At 68.1% G+C, this 23254-nt stretch carries 24 protein-coding genes; 14 read left to right on the plus strand and 10 right to left on the minus strand.

The window, feature by feature from the left end; translation table 11 throughout:
- Positions 1-73: 73 nt before the first annotated feature.
- Complete coding sequence (locus AXYL_RS26260; protein ID WP_013395907.1) at positions 74-1477, plus strand: MATE family efflux transporter; 1404 nt, start codon at positions 74-76, stop codon at positions 1475-1477.
- A 64-nt stretch (positions 1478-1541) separates the two neighbouring features.
- On the opposite strand, the gene AXYL_RS26265 is transcribed toward AXYL_RS26260, so the two are convergent.
- The gene (locus AXYL_RS26265; protein WP_013395908.1) at positions 1542-2432 is read right to left on the minus strand and encodes a LysR family transcriptional regulator; all 891 of its coding nucleotides are present in this window, start codon (positions 2430-2432) and stop codon (positions 1542-1544) included.
- 124 nt (positions 2433-2556) lie between these two features.
- On the opposite strand from AXYL_RS26265, the gene AXYL_RS26270 reads away from it, so the two are divergent.
- Together AXYL_RS26270 and AXYL_RS26275 are read left to right on the plus strand one after the other, a co-directional pair.
- A complete protein-coding gene (locus AXYL_RS26270; protein WP_041654287.1) occupies positions 2557-2970 on the plus strand; it encodes a hypothetical protein in 414 nt (137 codons plus the stop codon).
- Positions 2967-3737, plus strand: coding sequence for a sulfite exporter TauE/SafE family protein (locus AXYL_RS26275; protein ID WP_013395910.1), 771 nt, complete (start codon positions 2967-2969; stop codon positions 3735-3737). Before AXYL_RS26270 ends, AXYL_RS26275 begins: the two co-directional genes overlap by 4 nt.
- Before the next feature lie 9 nt (positions 3738-3746).
- Here the strand turns inward: AXYL_RS26275 and AXYL_RS26280 are convergent, their stop codons facing one another.
- A complete protein-coding gene (locus AXYL_RS26280; RefSeq protein WP_013395911.1) occupies positions 3747-4571 on the minus strand; it encodes an SDR family NAD(P)-dependent oxidoreductase in 825 nt (274 codons plus the stop codon).
- Between the two features lie 219 nt (positions 4572-4790).
- A complete protein-coding gene (locus AXYL_RS35215) occupies positions 4791-4940 on the minus strand; it encodes a hypothetical protein (RefSeq protein ID WP_013395912.1) in 150 nt (49 codons plus the stop codon).
- A gap of 244 nt (positions 4941-5184) precedes the next feature.
- Here AXYL_RS35215 and AXYL_RS26285 point away from each other — a divergent pair, with 244 nt between their 5' ends.
- A complete protein-coding gene (locus AXYL_RS26285) occupies positions 5185-5517 on the plus strand; it encodes a hypothetical protein (RefSeq protein WP_013395913.1) in 333 nt (110 codons plus the stop codon).
- 31 nt (positions 5518-5548) lie between these two features.
- Here the strand turns inward: AXYL_RS26285 and AXYL_RS26290 are convergent, their stop codons facing one another.
- Positions 5549-6085 (minus strand): GNAT family N-acetyltransferase, encoded by a 537-nt coding sequence (locus AXYL_RS26290; RefSeq protein WP_013395914.1) that lies wholly within the window; start codon positions 6083-6085, stop codon positions 5549-5551.
- Positions 6086-6092: 7 nt separating this feature from the next.
- Complete coding sequence (locus AXYL_RS26295; protein WP_013395915.1) at positions 6093-6665, minus strand: helix-turn-helix domain-containing protein; 573 nt, start codon at positions 6663-6665, stop codon at positions 6093-6095.
- Positions 6666-6762: 97 nt separating this feature from the next.
- Between AXYL_RS26295 and AXYL_RS26300 the strand changes: the two genes are divergently transcribed.
- The 6 genes from AXYL_RS26300 to AXYL_RS26325 all read left to right on the plus strand — a co-directional run bounded on the left by AXYL_RS26300 (position 6763) and on the right by AXYL_RS26325 (position 12179).
- Positions 6763-8307 (plus strand): phospholipase D family protein, encoded by a 1545-nt coding sequence (locus tag AXYL_RS26300; RefSeq protein ID WP_013395916.1) that lies wholly within the window; start codon positions 6763-6765, stop codon positions 8305-8307.
- 6 nt (positions 8308-8313) lie between these two features.
- A complete protein-coding gene (gene alkB / locus AXYL_RS26305) occupies positions 8314-8973 on the plus strand; it encodes a DNA oxidative demethylase AlkB (protein ID WP_013395917.1) in 660 nt (219 codons plus the stop codon).
- 96 nt (positions 8974-9069) lie between these two features.
- On the plus strand, positions 9070-10062 hold the full coding sequence (locus tag AXYL_RS26310; protein ID WP_013395918.1) for a formylglycine-generating enzyme family protein: 993 nt from the start codon (positions 9070-9072) through the stop codon (positions 10060-10062).
- A 53-nt stretch (positions 10063-10115) separates the two neighbouring features.
- Positions 10116-10925, plus strand: coding sequence for an AraC family transcriptional regulator (locus AXYL_RS26315; RefSeq protein ID WP_013395919.1), 810 nt, complete (start codon positions 10116-10118; stop codon positions 10923-10925).
- Between the two features lie 94 nt (positions 10926-11019).
- Positions 11020-11388 carry a cupin domain-containing protein gene (locus tag AXYL_RS26320; protein WP_013395920.1) on the plus strand — a complete coding sequence of 123 codons (369 nt, stop codon included), beginning with the start codon at positions 11020-11022 and terminating at the stop codon, positions 11386-11388.
- A gap of 44 nt (positions 11389-11432) precedes the next feature.
- Positions 11433-12179, plus strand: coding sequence for an SDR family oxidoreductase (locus AXYL_RS26325; RefSeq protein ID WP_013395921.1), 747 nt, complete (start codon positions 11433-11435; stop codon positions 12177-12179).
- A 16-nt stretch (positions 12180-12195) separates the two neighbouring features.
- Here AXYL_RS26325 and AXYL_RS26330 read toward each other — a convergent pair whose 3' ends face one another.
- A complete protein-coding gene (locus tag AXYL_RS26330) occupies positions 12196-12714 on the minus strand; it encodes an MgtC/SapB family protein (protein ID WP_013395922.1) in 519 nt (172 codons plus the stop codon).
- Between the two features lie 152 nt (positions 12715-12866).
- Between AXYL_RS26330 and AXYL_RS26335 the strand changes: the two genes are divergently transcribed.
- Positions 12867-13640 (plus strand): SDR family oxidoreductase, encoded by a 774-nt coding sequence (locus AXYL_RS26335; RefSeq protein ID WP_013395923.1) that lies wholly within the window; start codon positions 12867-12869, stop codon positions 13638-13640.
- Positions 13641-13668: 28 nt separating this feature from the next.
- Here the strand turns inward: AXYL_RS26335 and AXYL_RS26340 are convergent, their stop codons facing one another.
- The 3 genes from AXYL_RS26340 to AXYL_RS26350 form a co-directional block, all read right to left on the minus strand.
- Positions 13669-14358 (minus strand): HAD family hydrolase, encoded by a 690-nt coding sequence (locus tag AXYL_RS26340; protein ID WP_041656173.1) that lies wholly within the window; start codon positions 14356-14358, stop codon positions 13669-13671.
- A gap of 80 nt (positions 14359-14438) precedes the next feature.
- A complete protein-coding gene (locus AXYL_RS26345) occupies positions 14439-15311 on the minus strand; it encodes an alpha/beta fold hydrolase (protein ID WP_013395925.1) in 873 nt (290 codons plus the stop codon).
- A 29-nt stretch (positions 15312-15340) separates the two neighbouring features.
- Positions 15341-16396, minus strand: coding sequence for a sugar phosphate isomerase/epimerase family protein (locus tag AXYL_RS26350; RefSeq protein ID WP_013395926.1), 1056 nt, complete (start codon positions 16394-16396; stop codon positions 15341-15343).
- Between the two features lie 137 nt (positions 16397-16533).
- On the opposite strand from AXYL_RS26350, the gene AXYL_RS26355 reads away from it, so the two are divergent.
- From AXYL_RS26355 to AXYL_RS26365, 3 genes are all read left to right on the plus strand, one after another.
- Positions 16534-17130 carry a TetR/AcrR family transcriptional regulator gene (locus AXYL_RS26355; protein WP_013395927.1) on the plus strand — a complete coding sequence of 199 codons (597 nt, stop codon included), beginning with the start codon at positions 16534-16536 and terminating at the stop codon, positions 17128-17130.
- Positions 17131-17230: 100 nt separating this feature from the next.
- Positions 17231-19864 carry an aconitate hydratase AcnA gene (gene acnA, locus AXYL_RS26360; protein ID WP_013395928.1) on the plus strand — a complete coding sequence of 878 codons (2634 nt, stop codon included), beginning with the start codon at positions 17231-17233 and terminating at the stop codon, positions 19862-19864.
- Positions 19861-20757: a GntR family transcriptional regulator gene (locus AXYL_RS26365; protein ID WP_013395929.1), complete on the plus strand. Its 897-nt coding sequence runs from the start codon at positions 19861-19863 to the stop codon at positions 20755-20757. Before acnA ends, AXYL_RS26365 begins: the two co-directional genes overlap by 4 nt.
- A 15-nt stretch (positions 20758-20772) precedes the next feature.
- Here AXYL_RS26365 and AXYL_RS26370 read toward each other — a convergent pair whose 3' ends face one another.
- The gene (locus tag AXYL_RS26370; protein WP_013395930.1) at positions 20773-23238 is read right to left on the minus strand and encodes a TonB-dependent receptor; all 2466 of its coding nucleotides are present in this window, start codon (positions 23236-23238) and stop codon (positions 20773-20775) included.
- Positions 23239-23254 lie beyond the last annotated feature (16 nt).

Here is a 23254-nt window from a genome sequence, read left to right on the forward strand (position 1 = left end):
AGTCTAGCCCATTCTTGACTTTTATTGGCATATGCACGTAAATATCCCAACGCCATCCACGGGTTCCTTCCCTATGTCCGCGCCCGCTGCTCCTCGCCCCGCCAACGCGCGCCTGCAGGCCATGCTGCACGCGCCCATCGCGCCCACGCTGGCGCGCCTGGCGTGGCCGAACATCCTGATGATGCTGGCGCAATCGTCCACGGGATTGATCGAGACCTGGTTCCTGGCGCGCCTGGGCACACCGGTGCTGGCAGGGGTGGCCCTGGTGGTGCCGGTGCTGATGCTGATGCAGAACATGTCGCAGGGCGCCATGGGCGGCGGCATCTCGGCCGCGGTGGCCAGGGCGCTGGGCGGCGGCCGGCAACGCGAAGCGGACCAGCTGGTGCTGCATGCCGTGGTGCTCAACGGTTTGCTCGGCCTGGCTTTTTGCGCGCTGCTGTTACTGGGCGGTCCGTGGCTGTACCGCAAGCTGGGCGCCGAGGGCGAGGCGCTGGTGGCAGCCCTGGCCTATTCCGACGTCATCTTCGGCGGCATCGTCCTGATGTGGCTGATGAACGCGTTCGCCAGCGCCATACGCGGCACCGGCAACATGCTGGTGCCTGGCGCCGTGATCTGCGGCGGCGCCTTGCTGCTGATCCCGCTGTCGCCCTGCCTGATCTTCGGCTGGGGGCCTTTCCCCGCGTTGGGCGTGGCCGGCGGCGGCTGGGCGCTGGTGATCTATTACGCCGTGGGCGCGCTGATCCTGGGCCTGTACTGCGCCAGCGGACGCAATGCGGCGCGGCTGCTCCCCAGCCGCCTGTACCCGGGCCTGATGCGCAACATCCTCAGCGTGGGCGCGCTGGCCACCATCAACCCGTTCCTGACCAATGCGCTGGTAGCGCTGACGGCAGCCCTGGTCGGCGCCTATGCCGGCACCGCGGCGGTCGCCGGCTACGGCATCGCCGTACGCCTGGAATACCTGCTGATGCCCATCGCCTTCGGCCTGGGCGCGCCCATGGTGGCAATGGTGGGGTCCAACATCGGCGCGGGCCAGCCCGAACGCGCCCTGCGCATCGCCCTGACCGGCGGCGCAATGGCCTTTGTGCTGGCCGAGGCCATCGGCCTGGCGGCCGCGTTCTTTCCCGAGGCCTGGCTGCGCCTGTTCGGCGCGCAGGACCACATGCTGGAAGCCGGCGCCAACTACCTGCGCACCGTCGGTCCGGTCTACGGCTTCTTTGCCCTGGGCTTCTCGATGTACTTCGCTTCGCAGGGTGCCGGCCGCCTGAAATGGCCGCTGATCGCGGGGGTCCTGCGCCTGCTGATTGCCATAGGCGCCGGCGGCATCGCCCTGCGCCTGACGGGATCGCTGAGCCTGTTCTTCGCGGTCGCGGCAGTGGCGATGTGCGTCTACGGCCTGATCATCCTGGGCGCCGTCGCGTCGGGCTCCTGGTTCGAACGCGCGCCGTTGCGCAAGCGCCGGCTGTTCGCGCGTTCATAGGCCGCGCTGCGGATGCGCGCGTACGCAACATCTTCTCAGCAGGCGGGAACGTCGCGCAGTACCTTCAGGACGCGGGCGCGTCGCGCAGCGCGTACTCCACCAGTTCGGCCGCATAGGCCGGCAGCGTGTCGCGCACGCACAGCACCAGGTCGCGCGCGGCCCAGTCGTCGGCCAGGGCCACGCGCCGCACGCCCGCCGCGCGGCCATAGCGCAACGCCGCCACGCGCGGCACGATGCCTATGCCCACGCCCTGCCCCACCATCCTGCACACCGCGTCGAAGCTGCGCAGCCGCACCCGGTACGACAGGGCCTTGCCTCCGCGGCGCGCATGATGCGCGATGTGCTCCTGCAAGGCGCTGCCTTCGACCAGTCCCACGAATTCCTGGTCGGCCACATCGGCCAGCAGCACCGACGCGCGGCCCGCCAACGCATGGTCCGGCGGCACGATCAGCGTCAAGGGGTCGTGCCGGAAGGTCTGCGTGCGCAGGCCGTGCAGATCGGCCGTATCGGCCAGCACGCCGATGTCGCAAGTCCCCGCGCGCAGCGCATCGGCAATCTCGTGGCTCAGCCGTTCTTCCAGGTCCACGGAGACGCGCGGATGGTCCTTGAGAAAGGCGCCCAGCACCGGCGGCAGGTACTCGCTGAGCGCGGTGGTGTTGCACAGCACGCGCACGTGCCCCTTCAACCCCAGGCCGTAGTGGTCCAGCTCGCCGCGCATGCGGTCCATCTGCGCCAGCACCACGCGCGCGTGGTGCGCCAGGGTGCGGCCCGCCGGCGTGGGCTCGACCCCGCGCGCCTCGCGCAGCAGCAGCGGCACGCCCAGCGTGTCCTCCATGCCGCGGATGCGTTCGCTGGCCGACGCCAGCGTCATGTGGGAACGCCGGGCCCCGGCCGTGATGGAGCCGGTTTCCTGCACATTGAGGAATAGCCGCAGATCGGTAAGGTCGAATCGCATGCAAAAAGCGTAGCACGGCGAGCCTCAGGCTGAGCCATAGGATCGCTACGCGAGATCCCGATACGGGTTCAAGGACGCAGGGGACCAAAATGAAGTCCCAGCCCTTTCAATCCGGGAAAAATCCATGAATATCCTCAAACCACGACGCGCCCCCGTTCACTGGCCTGCCCTCGCCCTGCTGGCCTTGACTCTGCATGGCTCAGGCATGGCCGAAGCCGGCAGCCTGGATCCGCACACCACGCCGGCGCAGAAATACGCGCTGGCGCTGGAAGCCCAGACCCAGGGCGACTATGCCGCCATGGCGCAGTGGCTGCGCGCCGCCGCGGGCGACGGCCATGCGCCCGCGCAGCGCATGCTGGGCATTGCGCTGCTCGGCGGCCCGGCCCTGTATGGGGAGTCCCTGCGCGCCGACCTGTGCGAAGGCCGGCAATGGCTGCTGCGCGCGGCGCGCCAGGACGGCGCGGGTACTGACGACGTCGCCTATGCCTTGTTCGGCCGTCCCCGCGCCGGCCTCACGGCCCACTGCGAGCCAGCATGACGCTTCCAGATCTGTTTCCCGGCAGCACGCCCGCGCTGCTTGCAATCGCCGTGTCCGTCTTCATCCTGGCCGGCGTGGTCAAGGGCGTGGTCGGACTGGGCCTGCCCACCATTTCCATGGCCATGCTGGCGCTGATCATGGCGCCGGCGCAGGCCGCGGCGCTGCTGATCGTGCCGTCGCTCATCACCAATCTCTGGCAAGCGCAGCCATGGCCCACGCTGCCCACGATGCTGCGCCGCATCGGCGCCATGCAGGCGGGTATTTGCGCAGGCACGATAGGCGGCGCGCTGTGGCTGGGGCCGCCCTCGGGACACTGGGCCAGCGTGTGTCTGGGGCTGGCGCTGGTGGCCTATGCCGCCTGGGGCCTGTTCGGCTCGCCGCCCAAGGCGCCGCAGCGGCATCAAGGGCTGGCGGGCGCTGCGGTCGGCGCCGTCACCGGCGTGATCACCGCTGCCACCGGCGTATTCGTGATCCCTGCGGTGCCCTATCTGCAAGCCCTGAACCTGGGCAAGGATGGCCTGATCCAGGCCATGGGCATCTCGTTCACGGTGTCCACCGTGGCGCTGGCGGCCGGCCTGGGCCTCAATGGCGGCTACACGTCCGCAACCGCCGGCGCATCCGTGCTGATGCTGCTGCCCGCGCTGATCGGCATGGCGCTGGGCACATGGCTGCGCGGCAAGCTATCGCAGCAAGCCTTCAAGCGCTGCTTCATGGTGAGCCTGGCGCTGCTGGGCGCCTACCAGGCCGTCCAGGGTTGGACGGCCTGAGCCCGGCAGTCAGGCCGCCATGCGCCTTTCGTCCACGAAGCCGATCGACACGGACATTTCGCGCCAGCGGGCCAGTTCCTGCTGCACCGACTGGATCTTGGCGCGCGCCTGATCGAAGGCGTCGCGGCCCAGGAACAGGTGCAGGGGCGCGTACTGCGCCTGCGCCGCATTGATCAGCGCCTGGGCCATTTTGGCCGGATCGCCCTCCGCATCGCGCGCCTGCGCATTGCGCGCCGCCAGTTCCGGCGTCGGCTCGCCGCTAGTGGCCCGGGGCGCGCGCAGCGCCCCCGGATACACCAGCGACACCCGGATGCCGAAAGGCGCGGCCTCGGCGGCCAGCGCTTCGGTCAGGCCGCTGACGGCAAACTTGGCGGCGCTGTAGGCGCCCCAATCGGCGCGGCCGCCATCGAAGCCCAGGATCGAAGAAATATTGAACACGTGGCCGCTGCGCTGCGCACGCATGCGCGGCAGGGCCGCGCGGATCACGTTCAGCGTGGCGAATACATTGATGTCGAACGTGCCGCGCAGGTCCTCGTCCGGCAGGCTGTCCAATGCGCCGCGCAGGCCATGGCCGGCGTTGTTCACCACCACGTCCAGCCCGCCGAAGGCCGTCACCGTGGCATCCACGGCACGCTGCACGTTGCGCGCATCGGCCAGATCCACCGTCAGGGGCAGGAACTGCCCCTCCAGCTTGGCGCCCACGGCGTCCAGCAGCGCATCGCCATCCGGCGACGTCGCCGCCACCTTATGGCCCCTATCCAGCAACATCTTCACCAGGACCAGACCCAACCCCGCGGAAGCGTCCGTCACCAACCAGATTTTTTCGGTATTCATGCGATTCCCTTCCCTTGCGTACGCTGCCGGCAACGCGCCCGGCAGCCCGGCGGAACCCGCGCATCCGCAATGAATGCGCCGCCCCGACCTTGGAAGAGATGGTAAGAATCGCGAGTCTGCGCGTACAGGCTCGTTCTTGCGTGAAACCTGCCTATTCCTGCAACGCTGTGTTCCGCGCCAGCCCGGCCCCTGCACACTGCATGGAGCCTTGCACAGGCCTCAGCCCAGCGCGCTGCGGTAGTGCTCGCTGTCGAAGGCCGGCGCGCTGGCCGCCTGCGGCGCGGCTGGCGCCTGCGCCGCCGCGCCCGGCGTCTCGACGCCGAAAAGGGAAAGTTCCGCGTTGACCAATGCCAGTATGAAATTTGCCATGATGACTCCTTGGATTTCGCGTCCGGACCAGCGCGGGCCGCGCAGGTCTTATAGAGGACATGGATGCCATGGTGCGGGCTTGCCCGCCGGCCGTCCATTTGCTTTGTTCAATGGCGCCGATTGACGGGATGCAAGCCGGGAGACGCCCGGGGCCGGAATGACGGATAATTCGGGTGTTTTCCGCGGCGCTGCGGGAAACAGCACTTTTTTCGGGCCTTGCGCCCGCCCGCATTCGGAGTCAGTCATGCATCGCGGTATCGAGGCGATCGAAAAATTCATGGAATCCATCGGCCTGGCCTGGCGCCCCGGCTCGACCGAGCGCGCCGAGCTGAAAGTCAGCTACCGCATCGGCAATACGCGTCCGCTGGGCATAGACCGCACGCTGGTCGAGTTCCACTGCGATCCCAAGCGCGCCAAGGTCTGGGTGCCGGAATTCTCCCGCACCAGTTTTCATCAGTGGTTCGAAGTGCCGTACCAGGAATTCGAATTCACGCCCGGCGGCTCGATGCTGAAGATCAAGGCCCCCGCGCGCGGCAACGCTCCGCCGTACAGCGTGGGCATCAAGCCCCTGGCCTGAGCCCTGCTGCCGCCCGCGGCGGCAGCGTCCCCTACAGCTGCTTGTACATGATGGTGGTGCCGTCCAGCTTGGCGGCATCATGCGGGTCGCGGCTGAAACCTGGTATCACTCCCACGGTCTGATAGCCCTGCGACGCATACAGCGGCTCGGCGCTGTCGCCCGTGCGCGTGTCCAGCGTAATCAGGCTGCGGCCCTGGCGCCGCGCCATGGCTTCCGTCTCGGCCAGCAAGGCCCGGGCGATACCGCGGCGGCGGAAATCCGGATGCACCAGCAGCTTGCGCACTTCGGCGCGGTGCGGCTGGTTGGGCGGCGTGTCCCAATCCAGCTGCACCGATCCCGCGATGCGTCCCTCCTGCCGTGCCACCCACAGCGCCGACTTGCCGCCAGCGATCGCCGGCAGCACCTTGGCACGCCAAAAGGCCTGCGCCTCCTCGGACGAATACGGCAGAACGAAGCTGACGCTGGCGCCGTCCTGCACGCAGGCGCGCAGCAGTTCGGCCAGCTCGGGCACGAGAGCGTCGGCGGCGTCCGCCGACAGAAGAATCAATTCGGGATTGGGATGGGACATGGTGGGCTCAGACAATGAAGAGCAGGTAGCGGGCGCCGCAATGCGGCGGGGTTGAAAATTCGCTGGCGCCGAACAGCTGATAACGCAGGCAATCGCCCTGGGACAGGCTATGCGCCTGCCCGTCGACCGTGATGGCCAGCTCGCCTTCCAGCATCAGCAGGTGATGTTCCAGCCCCGGCCGGGGCGAACTGTCATAGGCAATGCGCGCGCCGGCGGCCAGTTCGCAGGCCAGCACCTCGCCCGCCAGCCGCTGCGCCGGCGGCGACACCGAGCGGCGGCGAAAGCCGGCGCTGCCATCCACCCACACGGCTTGCGCCTGCTGCGGCACCAAGGGCGCGAAATCGTCCTCGACCATGCGCATCAGGCGCGACATGGTCAGGCCATATGCCCCGCACAGCTTGCCCAGCGCGCTGGCGGTGGGGCTGACCTCGGCGTTTTCCAGGCGGGACAAGGTGGCGCGGCTGAGGCCGGCGCGGCCGGCCAGCTCGTCCAGGGACCAGCCGCGCTCCTGGCGCAGCGCCTTGAGCCGGCCGGCAATGCGCCGGTCCAGATCGGCTTCGGGGATAGCATTATTTTCCATATAAGAGAATTTCTCTCAAATACGAAAAATCGTCAAGCCCCATGGGAAGACAGGAGCCGAAACCAGCGCGTTGCGCGATTTCGGCACAATACGGGTCATGTACCTGGCCAAACCCCTGATGATGACCGCACTCTGCCTGAGCCTTTTGAGCGGCTGCGGCTTGCCGCCGCTGGATAACCGCAGCGAATCCCGCGCCCTGACGCCCGAGGCGGCGCAGGATACCGCCCTGGGCCGGGCCATCGCCCCGCTGGCCGCCGCACATCCCGGCAAGTCTGGCATCCACCCCCTGCCCGACGCCTACGAGGCCTTCGCCGCCCGCATGCTGCTGGCGCGCGCCGCCGAGCGCAGCCTGGACGTGCAGTACTACATCTGGCACAAGGACATGACCGGCACCATGCTGCTGGAGGCCCTGCATGAAGCCGCCGACCGCGGCGTGCGCGTGCGGCTGCTGCTGGACGACAACGGCACCTCCGGGCTGGACCAGGAACTGTCGGCGCTGGATGCGCACCCGAACATCGAGGTGCGGCTGTACAACCCCTTCGTGCTGCGCTGGCCCAAGCCCCTGGGCTACCTGACGGACTTCAGCCGCCTGAACCGCCGCATGCACAACAAGTCCTTCACCGCCGACAACCAGGCCACCATCATCGGCGGCCGCAACATCGGCGACGAGTACTTCGGCGCAGCCAGCGGCGTGCTGTTCACCGACCTGGACGTGCTGTCCATCGGCGCCGCGGTCAATGACGTGTCGGTGGATTTCGACCGCTACTGGGCCAGCGACTCGGCCTACCCGGTAGACCGCATCCTGAAGAAAACCGCCCCCGGCGAGCTGGACGAACTGGAGCAGGCCGCCGCCCAGGTCGAGCGCTCTCCCGAAGCCGCCGCCTACGCCGAGGCCATGCACAAGCTGCCTTTCATCCAGCAGCTGCTGCGCGGCGACCTGACGCTGGAATGGGCCGACACCCGCATGGTCAGCGACGATCCGCGCAAAACGCTAGGCACAGCCCCGCCGGAGGCAATGCTGCCGCATCAGCTGCATGAAATCCTGGGCACGCCCAGCACCGACCTGGAACTGGTATCGCCCTACTTCGTGCCGACCGCGGTCGGCACCCAGTCCTTCGCGCAGATGGCGCAAAGCGGCGTCAAGGTCAAGGTGCTGACCAACGCGCTCGAGGCCACAGACGTGGCGGTGGTGCATTCCGGCTATGCCAAGCGCCGCAAGGACCTGCTGGCCGCCGGCGTCGAGCTCTTCGAGATGAAGCGCCAGGGCGGCGAGGTCGAGCGCAACAAGAGCATGGGTCCGTTCGGCAGCTCAGGCTCCAGCCTGCACGCCAAGACCTTCGCCGTCGACGGCAAGCGCATCTTCGTCGGCTCCTTCAACTTCGACCCGCGCTCGGCCAAGCTCAACACCGAACTGGGCTTCGTCATAGACAGCCCCACGCTGGCGCGGCACATTGCAGACGCCTTCGAGAAAGACATACCCAAGTCCGCCTACCGCGTCTGCCTGGATGACAAGGGCCAGCTCTATTGGCTGGAACAGCGCAACGGCGAAACCATACGGCATGACACCGAACCCGGCACCACGGTGTGGCAACGCCTGTCGCTATGGTTCGTGTCGCTGCTGCCGCTGGAACCGCTGCTGTAGGCTGACATGGCGACCAACCTGGACCTGTTTGGCGACGATGGCGCGGCGCAAGGCGGACGCGTCGCGCTCGGCCCGCAAGCCGTGGTGCTGCGCGGTTTTGCCCTGCCGGTGGTGGACGCCCTGCTCGCCGGGGTCGACGCCGTGGCTGCGCAAGCGCCCTTCCGCCACATGGACACGCCGGGTGGCTACACCATGTCCGTCGCGCTGACCAATTGCGGACAGCTGGGCTGGACCAGCGACGCGCGCGGCTATCGCTATGCGCGCATCGACCCGCTCTCCGGCCAGCCCTGGCCCGCCATGCCCGAGGCCTTTTTGCGCTTGGCGCAGACCGCCGCGGCCGAGGCCGGCTTTCCCGGCTTCGAGCCGGACGCCTGCCTGGTCAACCGCTACGAGCCCGGCTCGCGGCTGTCGTTGCATCAGGACAAGAACGAGCGCGACTACGGCGCGCCCATCGTCTCCGTATCCCTGGGCATGCCCGCCATGTTCCTCTTCGGCGGCGACCAGCGCACCGACAAGGCCAGCCGCACGCCGCTGTTCCATGGCGACGTCGTCGTGTGGGGCGGCGTCGACCGCCTGCGCTACCACGGCATCATGCCCATCAAGGATCTGCCGCACCCGCGGCTGGGCAGCCAGCGCATCAACTTCACCATCCGCCGCGCCGGCTGAACAGAGCCGCTCCGGCATGAGGGTTCCCCGCGTCTGGCCGGCCGGACGCGGCGGCTCTACTATTGCGCACCCTCATGCCCCGTCACCCGGAATCCCATGCGCACACGCACCGCCCTGGCTTTGCTCTGCACCTTGATATCGGCGCCTTCCTGGGCGGCTGAACCGCCCGCCGTGATCGAAAATTCGCTAGGCATGACCTTTGTCCGCGTGCCCGCCGGCACCTTCCAGATGGGCAGCGACGAGGCGCCCGAAGCGCTCGCGCAGGCCTATCCGCTGTATCCAGCGGACCGCTACGCCCAGCTGTCCGACGAAGCGCCCGTGCATGCCGTGCGCATCACCCGCGCGTTCTACATGGAGCGCACCGAAGTCACCGTGGGCCAGTTCCGACGCTTCATCGAAGCATCCGGCTACGTGCCCGAATCGGAAGCCGACGGCACCGGCGGCTATGGCTACAACCCGCAGTACGATGCCGACAAGTCCGAACGCGGCGATGCCTTCGAAGGGCGCGACCGCCGCTATTCCTGGCGCAATCCGGGTTTCGCGCAAGGCGACGACCACCCCGTGGTCAACATCAGCTGGAACGACGCCACGGCGCTGGCGCGCTGGCTGACCCAGACCGAAGGCAAGGTCTACCGCCTGCCCACGGAAGCCGAATGGGAATACGCCTGCCGCGCCGGCACGCGCACCCGCTACCAGAACGGCGACGATCCCGCCGCCATGCCCGACATCGGCAACGGCTTCGATGCGGACGCCGCGCCGCTGTGGCCCAAATGGCAGGCGCACGCCTCCGCCCGCGCCGACGGCCATGCCTTCACCGCCCCGGTCGCCAGCTACGCGCCCAATGCCTTCGGCCTGTACGACATGCACGGCAACGCCTGGGAATGGGTCTCGGACTGGTATGGCGAGGACTACTACGCGCACTCGCCGGTGGACGACCCGCAAGGCCCCGCCAGCGGCAACGTGCGCGTGCGCCGCGGCGGCTCCTGGCATACCTGGGCGCTGTACACGCGCGCCTCCTACCGCAACTGGAACACGCAGGAAACCCGCTATCCGCTGGTGGGCCTGCGGCTGCTGCGGGAGGCGGATTGAGGCCTGGCCTGGGTCTAGAATAGGCCGCAGCACGTATTCAAAAAGAGTTCCCCATGCCGCCCGCCACGCCCAAGCAGGACTGGATACTGCGCGCCGCGCCCTCGGGCCAGTTGGAGCGCATCGAGGCCTACTTCGGTGGCCATGGCTACGGCATGCACCGCCACGATACCTATGCCATCGGCCGCACCCTGTCCGGCGTGCAGAGTTTCCATTACCGCCGCGGGCTGCGGCACAGCCTGCCCGGCGGCACCATCGTGCTGCATCCGGACGAAGTCCACGACGGCCAGGCCGGCACCGAGGCCGGTTTCCATTACCGCATGATCTACGTGGAGCCGGCACTCATCCAGCAAATCCTGGGCGGACGGCCGCTGCCATTCATCCCGGGCGGCATCTCGGCGGATCCGCGGCTGTACGCGGCCAGCGCCAGCCTGCTGCAAGACACGCATGAGCCCATCGACCCGCTGCAGGAAGACGATGCGTTGTACGAGCTGAGCCATGCCCTGTGCGCCGCGGCCGGCGCCAAGCCGGGACGCCGCAGCGCCGACTACGCCGCCGCCGAGCGCGCGCGCCAGTACATCCACGCCTCGCTCGAACAGTCCATCACTCTGGAACAGTTGGCCAGCGCCGCGGCCACGGACCGCTGGAGCCTGTCGCGCGACTTCCGAGCGCTGTTCGGCACCAGCCCGTACCGCTACGTGATGCTGCGCCGCCTAGCTCAGGCCCGGCGCCTGATCGCCGCGGGCATGCCGCTGGCGCAAGCGGCCGCCGCGTCGGGCTTCACCGACCAGAGCCACCTGACGCACCGCCACGTCCAGACCTACGGCATGGCCCCCGACCGCTGGCGCCGCATGCTGAGCCGCTAGGCCTCCGGCTCCGCAAAGCTGCTCGATCGTACAAGACGCCGCCCGCGCGGCCTTCTATCCTGGGGTTTGTTCAACCCTCCATGAAGGTCGCGCCATGTCCGATATCCGCCCCGTCAACTTCGCCGACAAACTGGCGCTGTTTTCCGAACACTGGATGCCCAAGGTCGTCGCCGAAATGAACGACTACCAGTTCAAGCTGGTGAAGATCCAGGGCGAGTTCGTGTGGCACAGCCATGCCGACACCGACGAGACCTTCATCGTCATCGAAGGCCGCCTGCGCATCGAGCTACGCGACGGCCATATCGACCTGGGCCCCGGCGAAATGGCCGTGGTCCCCAAGGGCGTGGAGCACAAGCCCTGTGCCCCCGAAGAAGTCAAAATGCTGCTGATCGAGCCGCGCGGCGTGCGCAATACCGGCGACCAGGGCGGTCAGCGCAGCGCCCCCAACGACGTCTGGATCTGAGCCGGCCGCCATCTGCTAAGGTGAAAGCCCACAAGGAGTAAGCCATGTCCAGAATCATGCTCGTCACCGGCGGCGGCCGCGGCATCGGCGCCGCCGTCGCCAAGCTGGCCGCCCGCCGCGGCTACGCGGTAGGCGTCAACTACCACGCCAACGCCGATGCCGCGCAAGCGGTGGTCGAGGAAATCGTGCAAGGCGGCGGCCGCGCCGTCGCCCTGCAGGCCGATGTCTCGCAAGAGGACCAGGTGCTGCGCATGTACGACGAACTGGATCGGAAGCTGGGCCGCATCGACGCGCTGGTCAACAACGCCGGCATCCTGGAACAGCAGATGCGCGTGGACCAGATGAGCGCCGATCGCCTGCTCCGCGTCCTGTCCACCAATGTGATCGGCGCCTTCCTGTGCGCCCGCGAGGCGGTGCGCCGCATGTCGACGCGCCACGGCGGCCCAGGCGGCGCCATCGTCAATGTCTCGTCCGCGGCTGCCCGCCTGGGTTCGCCCAATGAATACGTGGACTATGCCGCGTCCAAGGGCGCCATGGACACCATGACCATAGGCCTGTCCAAGGAAGTCGCGCCCGAAGGCATCCGCGTCAATGGCGTGCGTCCCGGCACCATCTACACCGACATGCACGCCAGCGGCGGCGAACCCGGCCGGGTGGACCGCCTGAAAGGCGCAATTCCGCTGCGCCGCGGCGGCACCGTGGAAGAAGTGGCGGGCGCCGTCATGTGGTTGTTCTCGGACGAGGCCGGCTACACCAGCGGCTCCTTCATCGAGGTGTCCGGCGGCAGCTGAGGCGCCAGCTCCGACGCTACTTGGCGTCGGTGGAAATGACGCCGTGCTCCTGCCGGGCGGCGATGCGCGCCTCGACCCGGCGCAGCACCGCCAGCACGAACAGGGCCATTAGCGTGCTGACCACGGCGGTGGCCTCGCGCCCCATGCCCGCCGCCGCGCCGATCGCGGCCGTCATCCAGATGCCGGCCGCGGTGGTCAGCCCGCGGATCTCGCGTTCGCCGCTGAGCTTGATGATGGCGCCCGCGCCCAGGAAGCCGATGCCGGCGATCACGCCTTGCAGCACCCGGCTCAGGTCGCCGACCTGCATGCCGCCCTGCAACGGCACCAGCACGAAGATCGCCGCCCCCAGCGCCACCAGCATGTGGGTGCGCAGGCCTGCGTCCTTGCCGCTGCGCTCGCGCTCATAGCCCAGCAGGCCGCCCAGCAGCATCGCCACGCTCAGGCGCAGCACGATGCGGGTCGCCTCGCCCACATCGGGGATGTCGGCGAACTCACTGCGCACGGTGGACCAGATTTCCAGCCAGATTTCCGTCATCGCCGCCCCCTCGTGGGAAATGGTCGGACCAGCATAGCAGGCGCCGCCCGGCCGCCGCCATGCGCCGCACGCACTGGCACATGTGGGCACAACTGGTTTACAACCGAGCAGACGCCGCGCAGGGTCGCGGACGGAACTGACCGGAGGGTTACATGGATTTGCAGCTAGACGGTAAACGCGTGCTCATCACGGGCGCATCCAAGGGTATAGGCCTGGCTTGCGCGCGGGCCTTCGCCCGCGAAGGCGCCGAACCGGTACTGGTGGCGCGCGACGACGCTGCGCTGCGCGCGGCGGTCGAGGCCATACGCGAGCAGACCGGCAAGCAGGCTCGCGCCGTCACGCTGGACCTGGCCCTACCCGGCGCGGCGCAACGCCTGAGCCAGGAAGCAGGCGATATCGACATCCTGGTGAACAATGCCGGCGCGGTGCCGGGCGGCGCCCTCGACCAGGTTCAGGACGAACGCTGGCGCGCCGGCTGGGAACTGAAAGTCCACGGCTATATCGATCTGGCCCGCCACTACTACCCACGCATGCGCGAAGCCGGCGCGGGCGTCATCGCCAACATCATCGGCATGGCGGGCTCGGCGCCGCGCGCCGACTACATCTGCGGCGCGGCGGGCAATGCCTCGCTCATCGCCTTCACCCGCGCCCTGGGCGGGGACGCGCCGCGCCACGGTGTGCGCGTATTCGGCGTGAACCCCTCGCGCACCCGCACCGACCGGGTGCTGACGCTGGCCAAACAGCGCGCCCAGGCGCGCTGGGGCGACGAAAGCCGCTGGCAGGAAACCTTGTCGGACCTGCCCTTCGGACGCCTGATGGAACCCGGCGAAGTGGCCGACATGATCGTGTTCGGCGCCTCGCCGCGCGCCGGCTACCTGAGCGGCACGGTGATAGACCTGGACGGCGGCGAACAGTACGCGCGCTGAAGCCCGTCCGGCGCGCGCGCAGGCCGGATTAGGCGGCCTGGCGCCAAGCCGCCAGCAGCCCGGGCAGTGCGGCCATGTCGGTGAACACGTGGGCCACGCCCACATCGCGCAAGGCCTCGGCGCCGCTATGGCCGTTGGCGTCCGGGCTGTAGCCGAACACGGTGGCGCCGGCGGCCACTCCGGCGGTGGCGCCAGTCACCGTGTCTTCCACGATGGCGCAGCGCCTGGGGTCCACGCCCAGCGCCTGAGCGGCCGCCAGGTACACGTCCGGATAGGGCTTGCTGCGCGGCATTTCGTGGCCGCTGAAGACGCGTTCGCGAAAGCAATCGGCAATGCCGACCTTGGCCAGTTGCAACTCCACCTTGCGGCGGTCCGCGCCCGAGGCCACGGCAATGCGGCCGTCCAAGGCCGCATGCAGGGCCCGCACCGCATCCGGCGCGCCCGGAATTTCGAGCAGATCCCGGTCCAGCGCGGCATTGCGGCGCAGGCGGAACTGGTCGAACCAGTCGGGGATGATCTTGGCGCCCGTGCGGGACTCGATCAACGGCAGTTCGTCCCTGACGGCTTTGCCCGTGAAGATCTGCATGGTTTCCGCATGCGTAATGCCCCAGCCCAATTCATTGAGCATCTCGGTCAGCACGCGGCTGGTGATGGGTTCGGAATCGACCAGAACGCCATCGCAGTCGAACAGCACGGCATCGAAAGGGAAATCAGTCATTGCGGCAACATCGGGAAGGTCCATGAAGCGGGTAAGCATACTGCAAGCCTCCCCGCGTCCAGGTCGAAGCGCCGCCGCGCTCACCCCTCCGGCGACAGGAACGGCAGCAAGTGCTCCAGGAAGGCTTCGTGGCATTCCTCGGTGACGAAGTGGCCGCAATCCGCAATGATCGCCCCCTGCAAGTTCCTGGCATTCCCGCGCATGGTGACCAACGGCGCGTCGCGGGTCGCATGCTCGGCGCCGATGGCCAGCGTAGGCATTTCCAGCATGCGCTTGGCGCGCAGCGTGTTCTGCCGGATGGTCTCCGGGATGGCGCGGTAGTAGGCGAATCCGCCGCGCAGCCCGCCTGGCGCAGCGTAAGCGTCGATGTAGACCTCGGCCGCGACCCGGTCGCGGCGATGCGACCACTTGTCGAACATGAAGGTCAGATAGGCCTTCTCCCTGCCCGCGATCAGCGTCTCGGGCAGATCGTGCAACTGATTGAACATGAAGTGCCACAGGAAGATGTTCTCCTGCGGCGGCGCGAAGATGGTGGGCGCCGGGGCCAGTCCCGGGATGACGGCCTCAGTCAGGGCCAAGCGGCTCACCGCCTGCGGAAAATCGCTGGCCAGCGCGTAAGCCACCCACATGCCGATGTCGTGGCCCACCACCTGGTAGCGCGCGTGGCCCAGCTGCGCCATCAGCTGGTGCAGCGTGGCGGCGATCGCGCCGGTGTCATAGCCGGATGCAGGACGGTCGGAATCGCCTGTCCCGGGCGGATCCACCGCAATCGCCATGTAGCCTGCCTGCGCCAGCGCCGCCATGACGTGACGCCACGTGTACCAGGTCTGGGGCCAGCCCGGAATCAGCAGCACCGGCGTACCCGCGCCCGCCGTGGCGCAGTGAATGCGGTGCCCGTCGACCAGGACGTACTGGTGCGCGAAGGCGTCGAAGGAAGAATTCTGGTGTGTCATTGTTGCTGTCCGATGCGGCGCAAGGCCGCTCATGCGATGCCCAGCAGGGCGTTGATCTGTTGCTTGTCGATGGCGGCGCCAGCGAAATCGTCGAACACCTTGGACGTGACCGGGATGATGTGGCGGTTGATGAACTCCACGCCTTCGCGCGCGCCGGTCTCCTGGTCCTTCAGGCAGCACTCCCATTCCAGCGTGGCCCAGCCCTGGTAGTCGTATTGCGCCAGCTTCGAAAAGATCGCCTTGAAGTCCACCTGCCCGTCGCCCAGCGAGCGGAAGCGGCCGGCCCGATTTATCCAGGACTGGTATCCGCCATAGATGCCCTGCCGGCCGGTCGGATTGAATTCGGCATCCTTCACATGGAACATGCGGATGTGATCCTTGTAGATGTCCAGGTACTCCAGATAATTCAGCTGCTGCAGCACGAAGTGGCTGGGGTCGAACAGGATGGCGCAGCGCGCATGGCCGCCCACACGCTCGCGGAACATCTCGAACGAAATGCCGTCGTGCAGGTCTTCGCTGGGATGGATCTCGAAGCACAGGTTCACGCCCTGCTCGTCGCACTCGTCCAGGACCGGGAGCCAGCGCTTGGCGAGTTCATCGAAGGCCGCTTCGATCAAGCCTTCGGGACGCTGCGGAAACGGGAACAGGTAGGGCCAGGCCAGCGAACCCGAGAACGTGCCCATCTCGGTCAGCCCCAACCTGCGCGATGCGCGCGCCGTGTCCAGCAGGCCTTGCCGCGCCCAAGCCGTCCGGGCTTGCGGATTGCCGCGAGCCTCGGGCGGCGCGAAGTTGTCGACCATGGCGTCGTAGGCGGGATGGACCGCCAGCGACTGGCCATAGATGTGGCTGGTCAGTTCGCTGACCACCAGGCCATGCTCGGCCAGCGTGCCCTTGATCTCATCGCAATAGTCCTGGCTGGCGGCCGCCGTCGCGGCGTCGAAGAAGCGCTGGTCCCAGGCCGGAATCTGCAGGGCCTTGAAACCCACGCCCGCCGCCCATTCGGCGATGGCGGGCAGGCTGTTGAAGGGAGCGACGGCGTCGCTGAACTGGGCCAGGTGCAGGCTGGGGCCTTTGATCGTTTGCATGATTTTTTAAACCTAATTGTTTGTCGAACGACAAAGAATAGACGATGAACAGGTGCGACTGCAAGCGCCGGCTCCGCGCACATAGCCGCGCAGGCGCGGCGTTACACTGCGCCTCAGTTCATTTCAACGAGACCGTCATGGCAGGCAGACCCAGAGAATTCGACCGCGACCTGGCGCTTCAGCAAGCGATGCTTGCGTTCTGGAAGCAAGGCTACGAGGGCACGTCGATGGCGGACCTGGTGGCGGCAACGGGACTGGCTTCGGCGCGCCTCTACGCCGCCTTCGGTTCCAAGCAGGACTTGTTCCGCGAAGCCGTGGCGCGCTACGAGGCAGGCGACGGCGCCTTCGCCGAGAAGGCGCTGGAAGACACTGAAGGCGTGCGCGACGCCATCGCCAAACTGCTGGCCGACGCGGTAGGCACCTACACCCGACGCGGCCGTCCGCAAGGCTGCATGGTGGTGTCGGCCGCCACCAATTACGCCGCGGAAAACGAAGCCGTCATGGCATGGCTCACCAGCCATCGCAAGGCGCGCACGCAGTCCATCATCGACCGCCTCGAGGCCGCATTGCAGGCGGGCGAGCTCAAGCCCGGCACCGATGTACAGGCCTTGGGCGACTACTACGCCGTGGTGCTGCACGGCCTGTCGGTGCAAGCACGGGACGGCGTCGGCCGGGCCCGTCTCCTGGCCATGATCCCGCCTGCCCTGAGCGCGCTGGACGCCGTCATGCGCTAGCCCTGGCCCTGGGGCGCGAGCCTCTCCGGGGACATCGGGTCAAATCGTCCCCCATTCTCTTTAATTGCATTTTGACAATTCAATATGCAAAATGGCGGCTATGGACACCATCACCGCCACGCCCCGCCATGCCCGCTTCACCCTGAACGGCGCCAGCCATACTTGCCTGGACCTGCCCGGCATGTACGGCGCCGAGTACTTTCGCCTGCCGGTGGTGCTGCGGCTGCTGCTGGAGAATGCGCTGCGCAACATGCAAGGCACGGAACGTGACGCCGCTACCGCGGCGCTGTTCGGATGGTTGGCGCACGGCACCAGCGAGGCCGAGATCGCCTTCCAGCCCGGGCGCGTGCTGATGCACGACACCACCAGCACCCCGGCGCTGGTGGACATCGCCGCCATGCGAGATGCCCTGGCCGAAGCCGGCGTCGATCCTTCCACGCTGAATCCCGTGCTGCCCGTGGACGTGTCGGTGGATCATTCGCTGGCGGTGCAGTCCTATGCGCGCGCCGATGCGGCGTCGTTGAACCTGGACCTGGAACTGCGCCGCAACGCCGAGCGCTACCGCTTCCTGCGCTGGGCCTCCAAGGCCCTGTCCAACGTGCGCATCCATCCGCCAGGCACGGGCATCATGCACACCATCAACCTGGAGCAACTGGCCACCGTGGTCTGCGCGCGGGAAGACGGCGACGCCATCGCCCTGCATCCGGACATGATGATAGGCACCGACAGCCACACGCCCATGGTCAACGGCATCGGCGTGCTGGGTTGGGGCGTGGGCGGCCTGGAAGCGCAGACCGTGATGTTCGGCCTGCCCACACTACTGCGCATTCCCGATGTCATCGGCGTGCGCCTGAGCGGCGCGCTGGCGCCGGGAGTCAGCGCCACCGACCTGGCACTGACCGTGACCCAGCGCCTGCGCGCAATCGGGGTATCCGGGGAATTCGTGGAGTTCTACGGGCCGGGCGTGGCCACGCTGCCGGCCGGCAGCCGCTGCGTGGTCGCCAATATGGCGCCCGAGTACGGCGCCACCACGGGCTACTTCCCGATAGATACGCAAACGCTGGCCTACCTGCGCCAGACAGGCCGGCCCGAAGCGCTGATCGCGCAGGTCCAGGCCTACGCCGAACACGCCGGCATCGGCTACGACCCCGCCGCCGAGCCGCGCTACACCCGCGTCGTCGATATCGCGCTGGACCGCGTGCAGATGCATGTGGCGGGCCCCAGGCGGCCGCAAGACCTGCATCCCTACGGCCACACCAGGGCGATCCTGGCGGAACTGGCCTTCACGCCCTCGGCCGCCGCTGGCGGCCTGCCCCGCCACGCCATCGCGATCGCCGCCATCACGAGCTGCACCAACACCTCCGATCCACGCCTGTTGACCGCCGCCGGCCTGCTGGCCCGCAAGGCGCGCCAAGCCGGCCTGCGCGTGCCCGCCTGGGTGAAGACCTCGCTGGCCCCGGGTTCGCCCGCGGCCGCCGCATACCTCGCGCGCGCCGGGCTGCTGGACGATCTGGCCGCCGTGGGCTTCGACATCGTGGGTTACGGCTGTACTACCTGCATCGGCAATTCCGGCCCCCTGCCTGAAGCCGTGCGCGAGGCCATGGCGGCCGGCTCGGTCCATCCCGTGGCGGTGCTGTCCGGCAACCGCAACTTCGCCGGCCGCATCCATCCGGACCTGGACCTGGGCTTCCTGATGTCGCCAGCGCTAGTCATCGCGTTCGCGTTGGCCGGCGATGCCGAACGCGACCTGAGCCGCGAACCCGTACAAACTGGACCCGATGGCCGCGCCATCCATCTGCGCGAACTTTGGCCCGACGACGCCGACATCGACGCCGCGCTGGCCGCCGGCCAGCAACCGGCGGACTACCGCCACGCCTTCCAGATCGCCAGCGCCAACCCGGCCTGGCAGGCCCTGCAATCGCCGGACTCGGCGCGTTTTCCCTGGGACCCTGCCTCCACCGCCCTGCGCCGCCCGCCCTTCGCCAGCGTCGACGAGGCCAGCCAACTGGGCCGCTACACGGCGCATCCGCTGCTGGTGCTGGGCGACGATGTGACCACCGATCATCTGTCGCCCGCCAGCGCCATACCGCCGGACAGCCCGATCGCCGACTTCCTGGTCGAGCGCGGCGACGACCGCAACGACCTGAACGTGTTCGCCTCGCGGCGCGGCAACTGGCAGGTGATGCTGCGCGCGGCCTTCTACAGCAAGAGCCTGGTCAATCTGCTTTGCCCCGGCGCGCCGGTGGGCCACACGCTGCACGCGCCCAGCGGCCGGGTGGAGCCGATCTGGGAGGCCGCTGGCCGCTACGCCCGGGCCGGCCAACCCGTGGTCCTGGTGGCGGGCGAACGCTACGGCACGGGCTCCTCACGCGACTGGGCCGCCAAGGGCCAGCGGCTGTTGGGCATCCGCGCGGTGCTGGCGGTCAGCTTCGAACGCATCCATCGCTCCAACCTGATAGGCATGGGCATCCTGCCCTTGCGCCTGCCTGCGGGCGTCACGCCGGCCACGCTGCGGGTCCGGCCCGGCGACCGGATCGAGATCGACGCCCAGGCCGCCGCACTGGCGCCGCGCATGGCCGTGGCGGTGCGCATCCTGCGCGCCGGCGGCGCCGTCGAAACGCTACAGGCCACGGCAGCGGTCGAGACCCGGCTGGAAGTCAGGCTGCTGCGCATGGGCGGCGTCATTCCCGCTATCCTCTCGGACACCATCCATTCCGCCGCCCGCCACGCATGAGCGCCCAAACCAATACCGCCGCGAAAATCCTGGCCCTGATCCAGGAAGACCGCCTGCCCGCGGGTGCGCACCTGACCGCGCAGAAGCTCGCCGACCGGCTGCGACTGTCGCGCTCGCCCGTCAACGACGCGCTGGACGTCCTGGAGCAACGCGGCGTCGTTTCGCGCAAGCCCAACCGCGGCTATTTTCTGGCGCAGGATCACGCGACGCTGGCGCAAGCGCATGAGGATCTGGCGCCGCCCTCCGTGGACGACATCGTCACGCACAGCTACTTCAAGCTGGCCGACGAGCTGCTGCGCGGCGCGCTGCCCATGCAGTGCAGCGAGGCGCTGCTGCGCGCGCGCTATGGCCTGACGGCGGCGCAGACGCAGGCCCTGCTGGGCTGCATCGCGCAGGAAGGCTGGGCCAAGCGCAGACCGGGCTATGGCTGGGAATTTTCATCCATGATGACCACGCCCGACAGCCTGCTGCAGTCCTACCGCCTGCGCCTGGCGCTGGAGCCGGCGGCGCTGCTGGAACCGGGTTTTCGCATCGATAAACAAGTGCTGGCGCGCTGCCGCGCCGCTGAAAAGCACCTGCTGGACGGTGGCATCGCCACGGACACCGCGGACCAGCTGCATGAGCGCGGCGTGCGCTTTCATGAATCGCTGGTGGAAGCCTCGGGCAATCCCTTCTTCATCGACGCCATCAAGCGCGTCAACCGCGTGCGCCGGCTGCTGTCCTACCGTTCCATGCAGGACCGCAGCCGCTACCAGCAACATTGCGATCAGCACCTGGCCATCCTCGACCTGCTGGAACGCGAGCGCAACGAAGAGGCCTCAGCGGAACTGGCCAGCCATCTGCGCAGCACGCTGGACAACCTGGCCCGCATCAGCGGCATCCTGGCATCCTAGGCCGGCAAGTTCCGCTCAGAAGTCCATCGACGCGGACAGCATCAGTGTGCGCGGCACGCCCTGGGAAATCGTGCCGTACGACGCCACGCCCGACCAATAGGCGCGGTTGAAGACGTTGACCACATTCGCCCGCAGCGTGATGTCCTTGCCGTAGACCTTGGCGGCGTAACGCGCGCCCAGATCGAACGTGGTCCACGAAGGCACCGACTGCGTATTGGCCTGGTTGATGTATTCGCTGCCGGTGTGCATCATGCTGCCGGTCAAGGTCAGGCCCGCGACCCATGGCGTATCCCATTCCGCGCCCAGGTTGAGCGACACCTTGGGTACGCCCACGGGCCGGTTGCCCACCACGGCGCTATTGCCGGCGCGCGTCAGTTCCGCGTCCAGCAAGGTCACCCCGCCCAGCAGGCGCAGGCCGCGCCATGGTTCGCCGGCCAGGTTCAGTTCCAGACCGCGGTTGCGCTGCTCGCTGTCGGCGCCGTACACGCCGTTGGTCAGCTGGCCGCTGGGCTTGGTGATCTCGAAGGCGCTCAGGGTCAGCATGGCGCCGTCCAGGTCCACCTTCACTCCCACCTCTTTCTGCCTGGCCTTGTAGGGCTTGAACACCTGGCCCGCGTTGGACGCGGTGGCAGGCGCCACGTCGCCCTTGCTCAGGCCTTCGATGTAGTTGGCGTACAGCGAGACATTGCTCCAGGGCTTGACCACGATGCCCGCCAGCGGCGTGGTCGCGCTCTCGTCATAGCTGACGGTGCGCGCGCCAGTCGTGGCGTTGAAGTTGCGCGATTCGATGCGCTGCTGGCGCACGCCCAGGGTCAGCTGCGCGCGCTCGTCCAGGATGCTGAGCGTATCGGCCAGCGCCAGGCCGGAAAGGTCCGATGACGAAATCTTTGGCACATAGGCAGGCGCTGGAATGTATTGCTCCGGGCGCGTGATCGGATGATAGATGTTGGACGTGAGCGGCGTGCCCAACACGCTGGCCTGCTTGTTCCGGTCGCTGTACAGGCTGCCCATGAAGCTGATGGCGTGGCGCACCGGCCCCGTGTCCAGCTTGGCGCGCAGCCCCGCGTTGTAGGTGCTGCGGTTGACCTCGAACCGGAAGTTGTTCGGCGTGACCACCGTGTCGCCGGCCGCGTTGACGATGGTGGGCGTCTGGTCCGACAGGCGCGAAACATTGGTGTCCGAGCCGCCTGCGTCGGCAAAGACCGTCAGGCGGTCGCTGATGTCGTACTCCACCCGCAGCAGCGCCGATTGGCCATCGGACTTCCACCAGCCCCAGGGCTGGGTGGCGTTGCGCCGTCCATCCGCCGCATGCGGCACGTTTATGCCGGCGGCCACCAGGAAAGGTCGCGTGGGCGCGTCGATCTTCTCATTCTGCGTCAGCAGGTCCAGCGAGGCGCGCAACCGCTCGCCCTGATAATCCAGCGACAAGGCGCCGATATCGGTGCGCGAATACAGATTGTCCAGCGGCGTATCGCCCTGGCGGTGCATGCCGTTGATGCGCACGCCCCATTCGCCATCCTTGCCGAAGCGGCGGCTCAGGTCCGCGCGCGCGCCGAATTGCGAATCGCCCACATAGTCGGCGGACACGCGGCTCAGGTCCTCCGGCAGCGCCCGCTTGGGCACCATGTTGATCACCCCGCCCACGCCGCTATTGGGCGACATGCCGTACAGCAGCGCCGCCGGCCCTTTCAGCACTTCAACCCGTTCGATGTAATCGGTAAAGACGTGATAGTTGGGCGCCACGCCGTAAACCCCGTCAAAGGCGATCTCGCCCAGATTGCCTTCGCCGATGGGAAAGCCGCGGATGTAGAACGAATCGGTCACGCCGCCGATCTGGCCGGTGAAGCGCACCGAAGGTTCAACGTTCAGCGCGTCGGCCAAGGTTACCGCCTGGCGGTTCGCCAGCAGCTCCGAGGTGTAGCTGGTGACGTTGAACGGCGTGTCCATCACGTCGCGATTGCCCAGCAGGCCCAGGCGTCCGCCCCTGGCCACCTGGCCGCCCTCGTACTCGGCCGGCAAGGCGAACGGGGCCGCGCTGGCGCCGGCGACGGTGACCGTCGGCAGCACGGTCGCCGATTCATCCTGTCCCGAAGGCAGCTTGCGCAGGGAATAGGCGCCACCGCCCTGCTCCGACAAGGCATAGCCCGACCCCGACAGCAAACGGGAGAAGCCTTCCTTCACGGTATAGGCGCCGTCCAGTCCGTTGCTGCGCAGCCCCGACACCAGCGCCGGATCGAACGACAGCGGCACCCCCGCGGCGGCGGCGAACTGAGCCAGCGCGTCGCCCAGGGGTCCCGCCGGAATCGCGTAGGATTTACGCGCCGCAACGCTGACGGCTTCGGCGGCGGTGGCAGGCGCCGCCGCCCCCGCCGCGGCCGACAGCGCCAGTCCCATGCCGACGGCCCGGGCCACCGCCGCCAGGGGCGGCAAAACGGTTGTTCCACGAGCCGGGCGTGGCGAACGGGAGTTGCGGGAAACCATGAAGCTATCCTTCGTA

This window comes from Achromobacter xylosoxidans A8 (assembly GCF_000165835.1).
Classification (GTDB): Bacteria; Pseudomonadota; Gammaproteobacteria; order Burkholderiales; family Burkholderiaceae_B; genus Achromobacter; species Achromobacter xylosoxidans_B.

Excerpts from the sequence above, each read along its gene's own strand:
- AXYL_RS26260 (WP_013395907.1), top strand. The coding sequence starts at position 74 with ATGTCCGCGCCCGCTGCTCCTCGCCCCGCCAACGCGCGCCTGCAGGCC.
- AXYL_RS26265 (WP_013395908.1), bottom strand. The coding sequence starts at position 2,432 with ATGCGATTCGACCTTACCGATCTGCGGCTATTCCTCAATGTGCAGGAA.
- AXYL_RS26270 (WP_041654287.1), top strand. The coding sequence starts at position 2,557 with ATGAATATCCTCAAACCACGACGCGCCCCCGTTCACTGGCCTGCCCTC.
- AXYL_RS26275 (WP_013395910.1), top strand. The coding sequence starts at position 2,967 with ATGACGCTTCCAGATCTGTTTCCCGGCAGCACGCCCGCGCTGCTTGCA.
- AXYL_RS26280 (WP_013395911.1), bottom strand. The coding sequence starts at position 4,571 with ATGAATACCGAAAAAATCTGGTTGGTGACGGACGCTTCCGCGGGGTTG.
- AXYL_RS35215 (WP_013395912.1), bottom strand. The coding sequence starts at position 4,940 with ATGGCAAATTTCATACTGGCATTGGTCAACGCGGAACTTTCCCTTTTC.
- AXYL_RS26285 (WP_013395913.1), top strand. The coding sequence starts at position 5,185 with ATGCATCGCGGTATCGAGGCGATCGAAAAATTCATGGAATCCATCGGC.
- AXYL_RS26290 (WP_013395914.1), bottom strand. The coding sequence starts at position 6,085 with ATGTCCCATCCCAATCCCGAATTGATTCTTCTGTCGGCGGACGCCGCC.
- AXYL_RS26295 (WP_013395915.1), bottom strand. The coding sequence starts at position 6,665 with ATGGAAAATAATGCTATCCCCGAAGCCGATCTGGACCGGCGCATTGCC.
- AXYL_RS26300 (WP_013395916.1), top strand. The coding sequence starts at position 6,763 with ATGTACCTGGCCAAACCCCTGATGATGACCGCACTCTGCCTGAGCCTT.
- alkB (WP_013395917.1), top strand. The coding sequence starts at position 8,314 with ATGGCGACCAACCTGGACCTGTTTGGCGACGATGGCGCGGCGCAAGGC.
- AXYL_RS26310 (WP_013395918.1), top strand. The coding sequence starts at position 9,070 with ATGCGCACACGCACCGCCCTGGCTTTGCTCTGCACCTTGATATCGGCG.
- AXYL_RS26315 (WP_013395919.1), top strand. The coding sequence starts at position 10,116 with ATGCCGCCCGCCACGCCCAAGCAGGACTGGATACTGCGCGCCGCGCCC.
- AXYL_RS26320 (WP_013395920.1), top strand. The coding sequence starts at position 11,020 with ATGTCCGATATCCGCCCCGTCAACTTCGCCGACAAACTGGCGCTGTTT.
- AXYL_RS26325 (WP_013395921.1), top strand. The coding sequence starts at position 11,433 with ATGTCCAGAATCATGCTCGTCACCGGCGGCGGCCGCGGCATCGGCGCC.
- AXYL_RS26330 (WP_013395922.1), bottom strand. The coding sequence starts at position 12,714 with ATGACGGAAATCTGGCTGGAAATCTGGTCCACCGTGCGCAGTGAGTTC.
- AXYL_RS26335 (WP_013395923.1), top strand. The coding sequence starts at position 12,867 with ATGGATTTGCAGCTAGACGGTAAACGCGTGCTCATCACGGGCGCATCC.
- AXYL_RS26340 (WP_041656173.1), bottom strand. The coding sequence starts at position 14,358 with ATGACTGATTTCCCTTTCGATGCCGTGCTGTTCGACTGCGATGGCGTT.
- AXYL_RS26345 (WP_013395925.1), bottom strand. The coding sequence starts at position 15,311 with ATGACACACCAGAATTCTTCCTTCGACGCCTTCGCGCACCAGTACGTC.
- AXYL_RS26350 (WP_013395926.1), bottom strand. The coding sequence starts at position 16,396 with ATGCAAACGATCAAAGGCCCCAGCCTGCACCTGGCCCAGTTCAGCGAC.
- AXYL_RS26355 (WP_013395927.1), top strand. The coding sequence starts at position 16,534 with ATGGCAGGCAGACCCAGAGAATTCGACCGCGACCTGGCGCTTCAGCAA.
- acnA (WP_013395928.1), top strand. The coding sequence starts at position 17,231 with ATGGACACCATCACCGCCACGCCCCGCCATGCCCGCTTCACCCTGAAC.
- AXYL_RS26365 (WP_013395929.1), top strand. The coding sequence starts at position 19,861 with ATGAGCGCCCAAACCAATACCGCCGCGAAAATCCTGGCCCTGATCCAG.
- AXYL_RS26370 (WP_013395930.1), bottom strand. The coding sequence starts at position 23,238 with ATGGTTTCCCGCAACTCCCGTTCGCCACGCCCGGCTCGTGGAACAACC.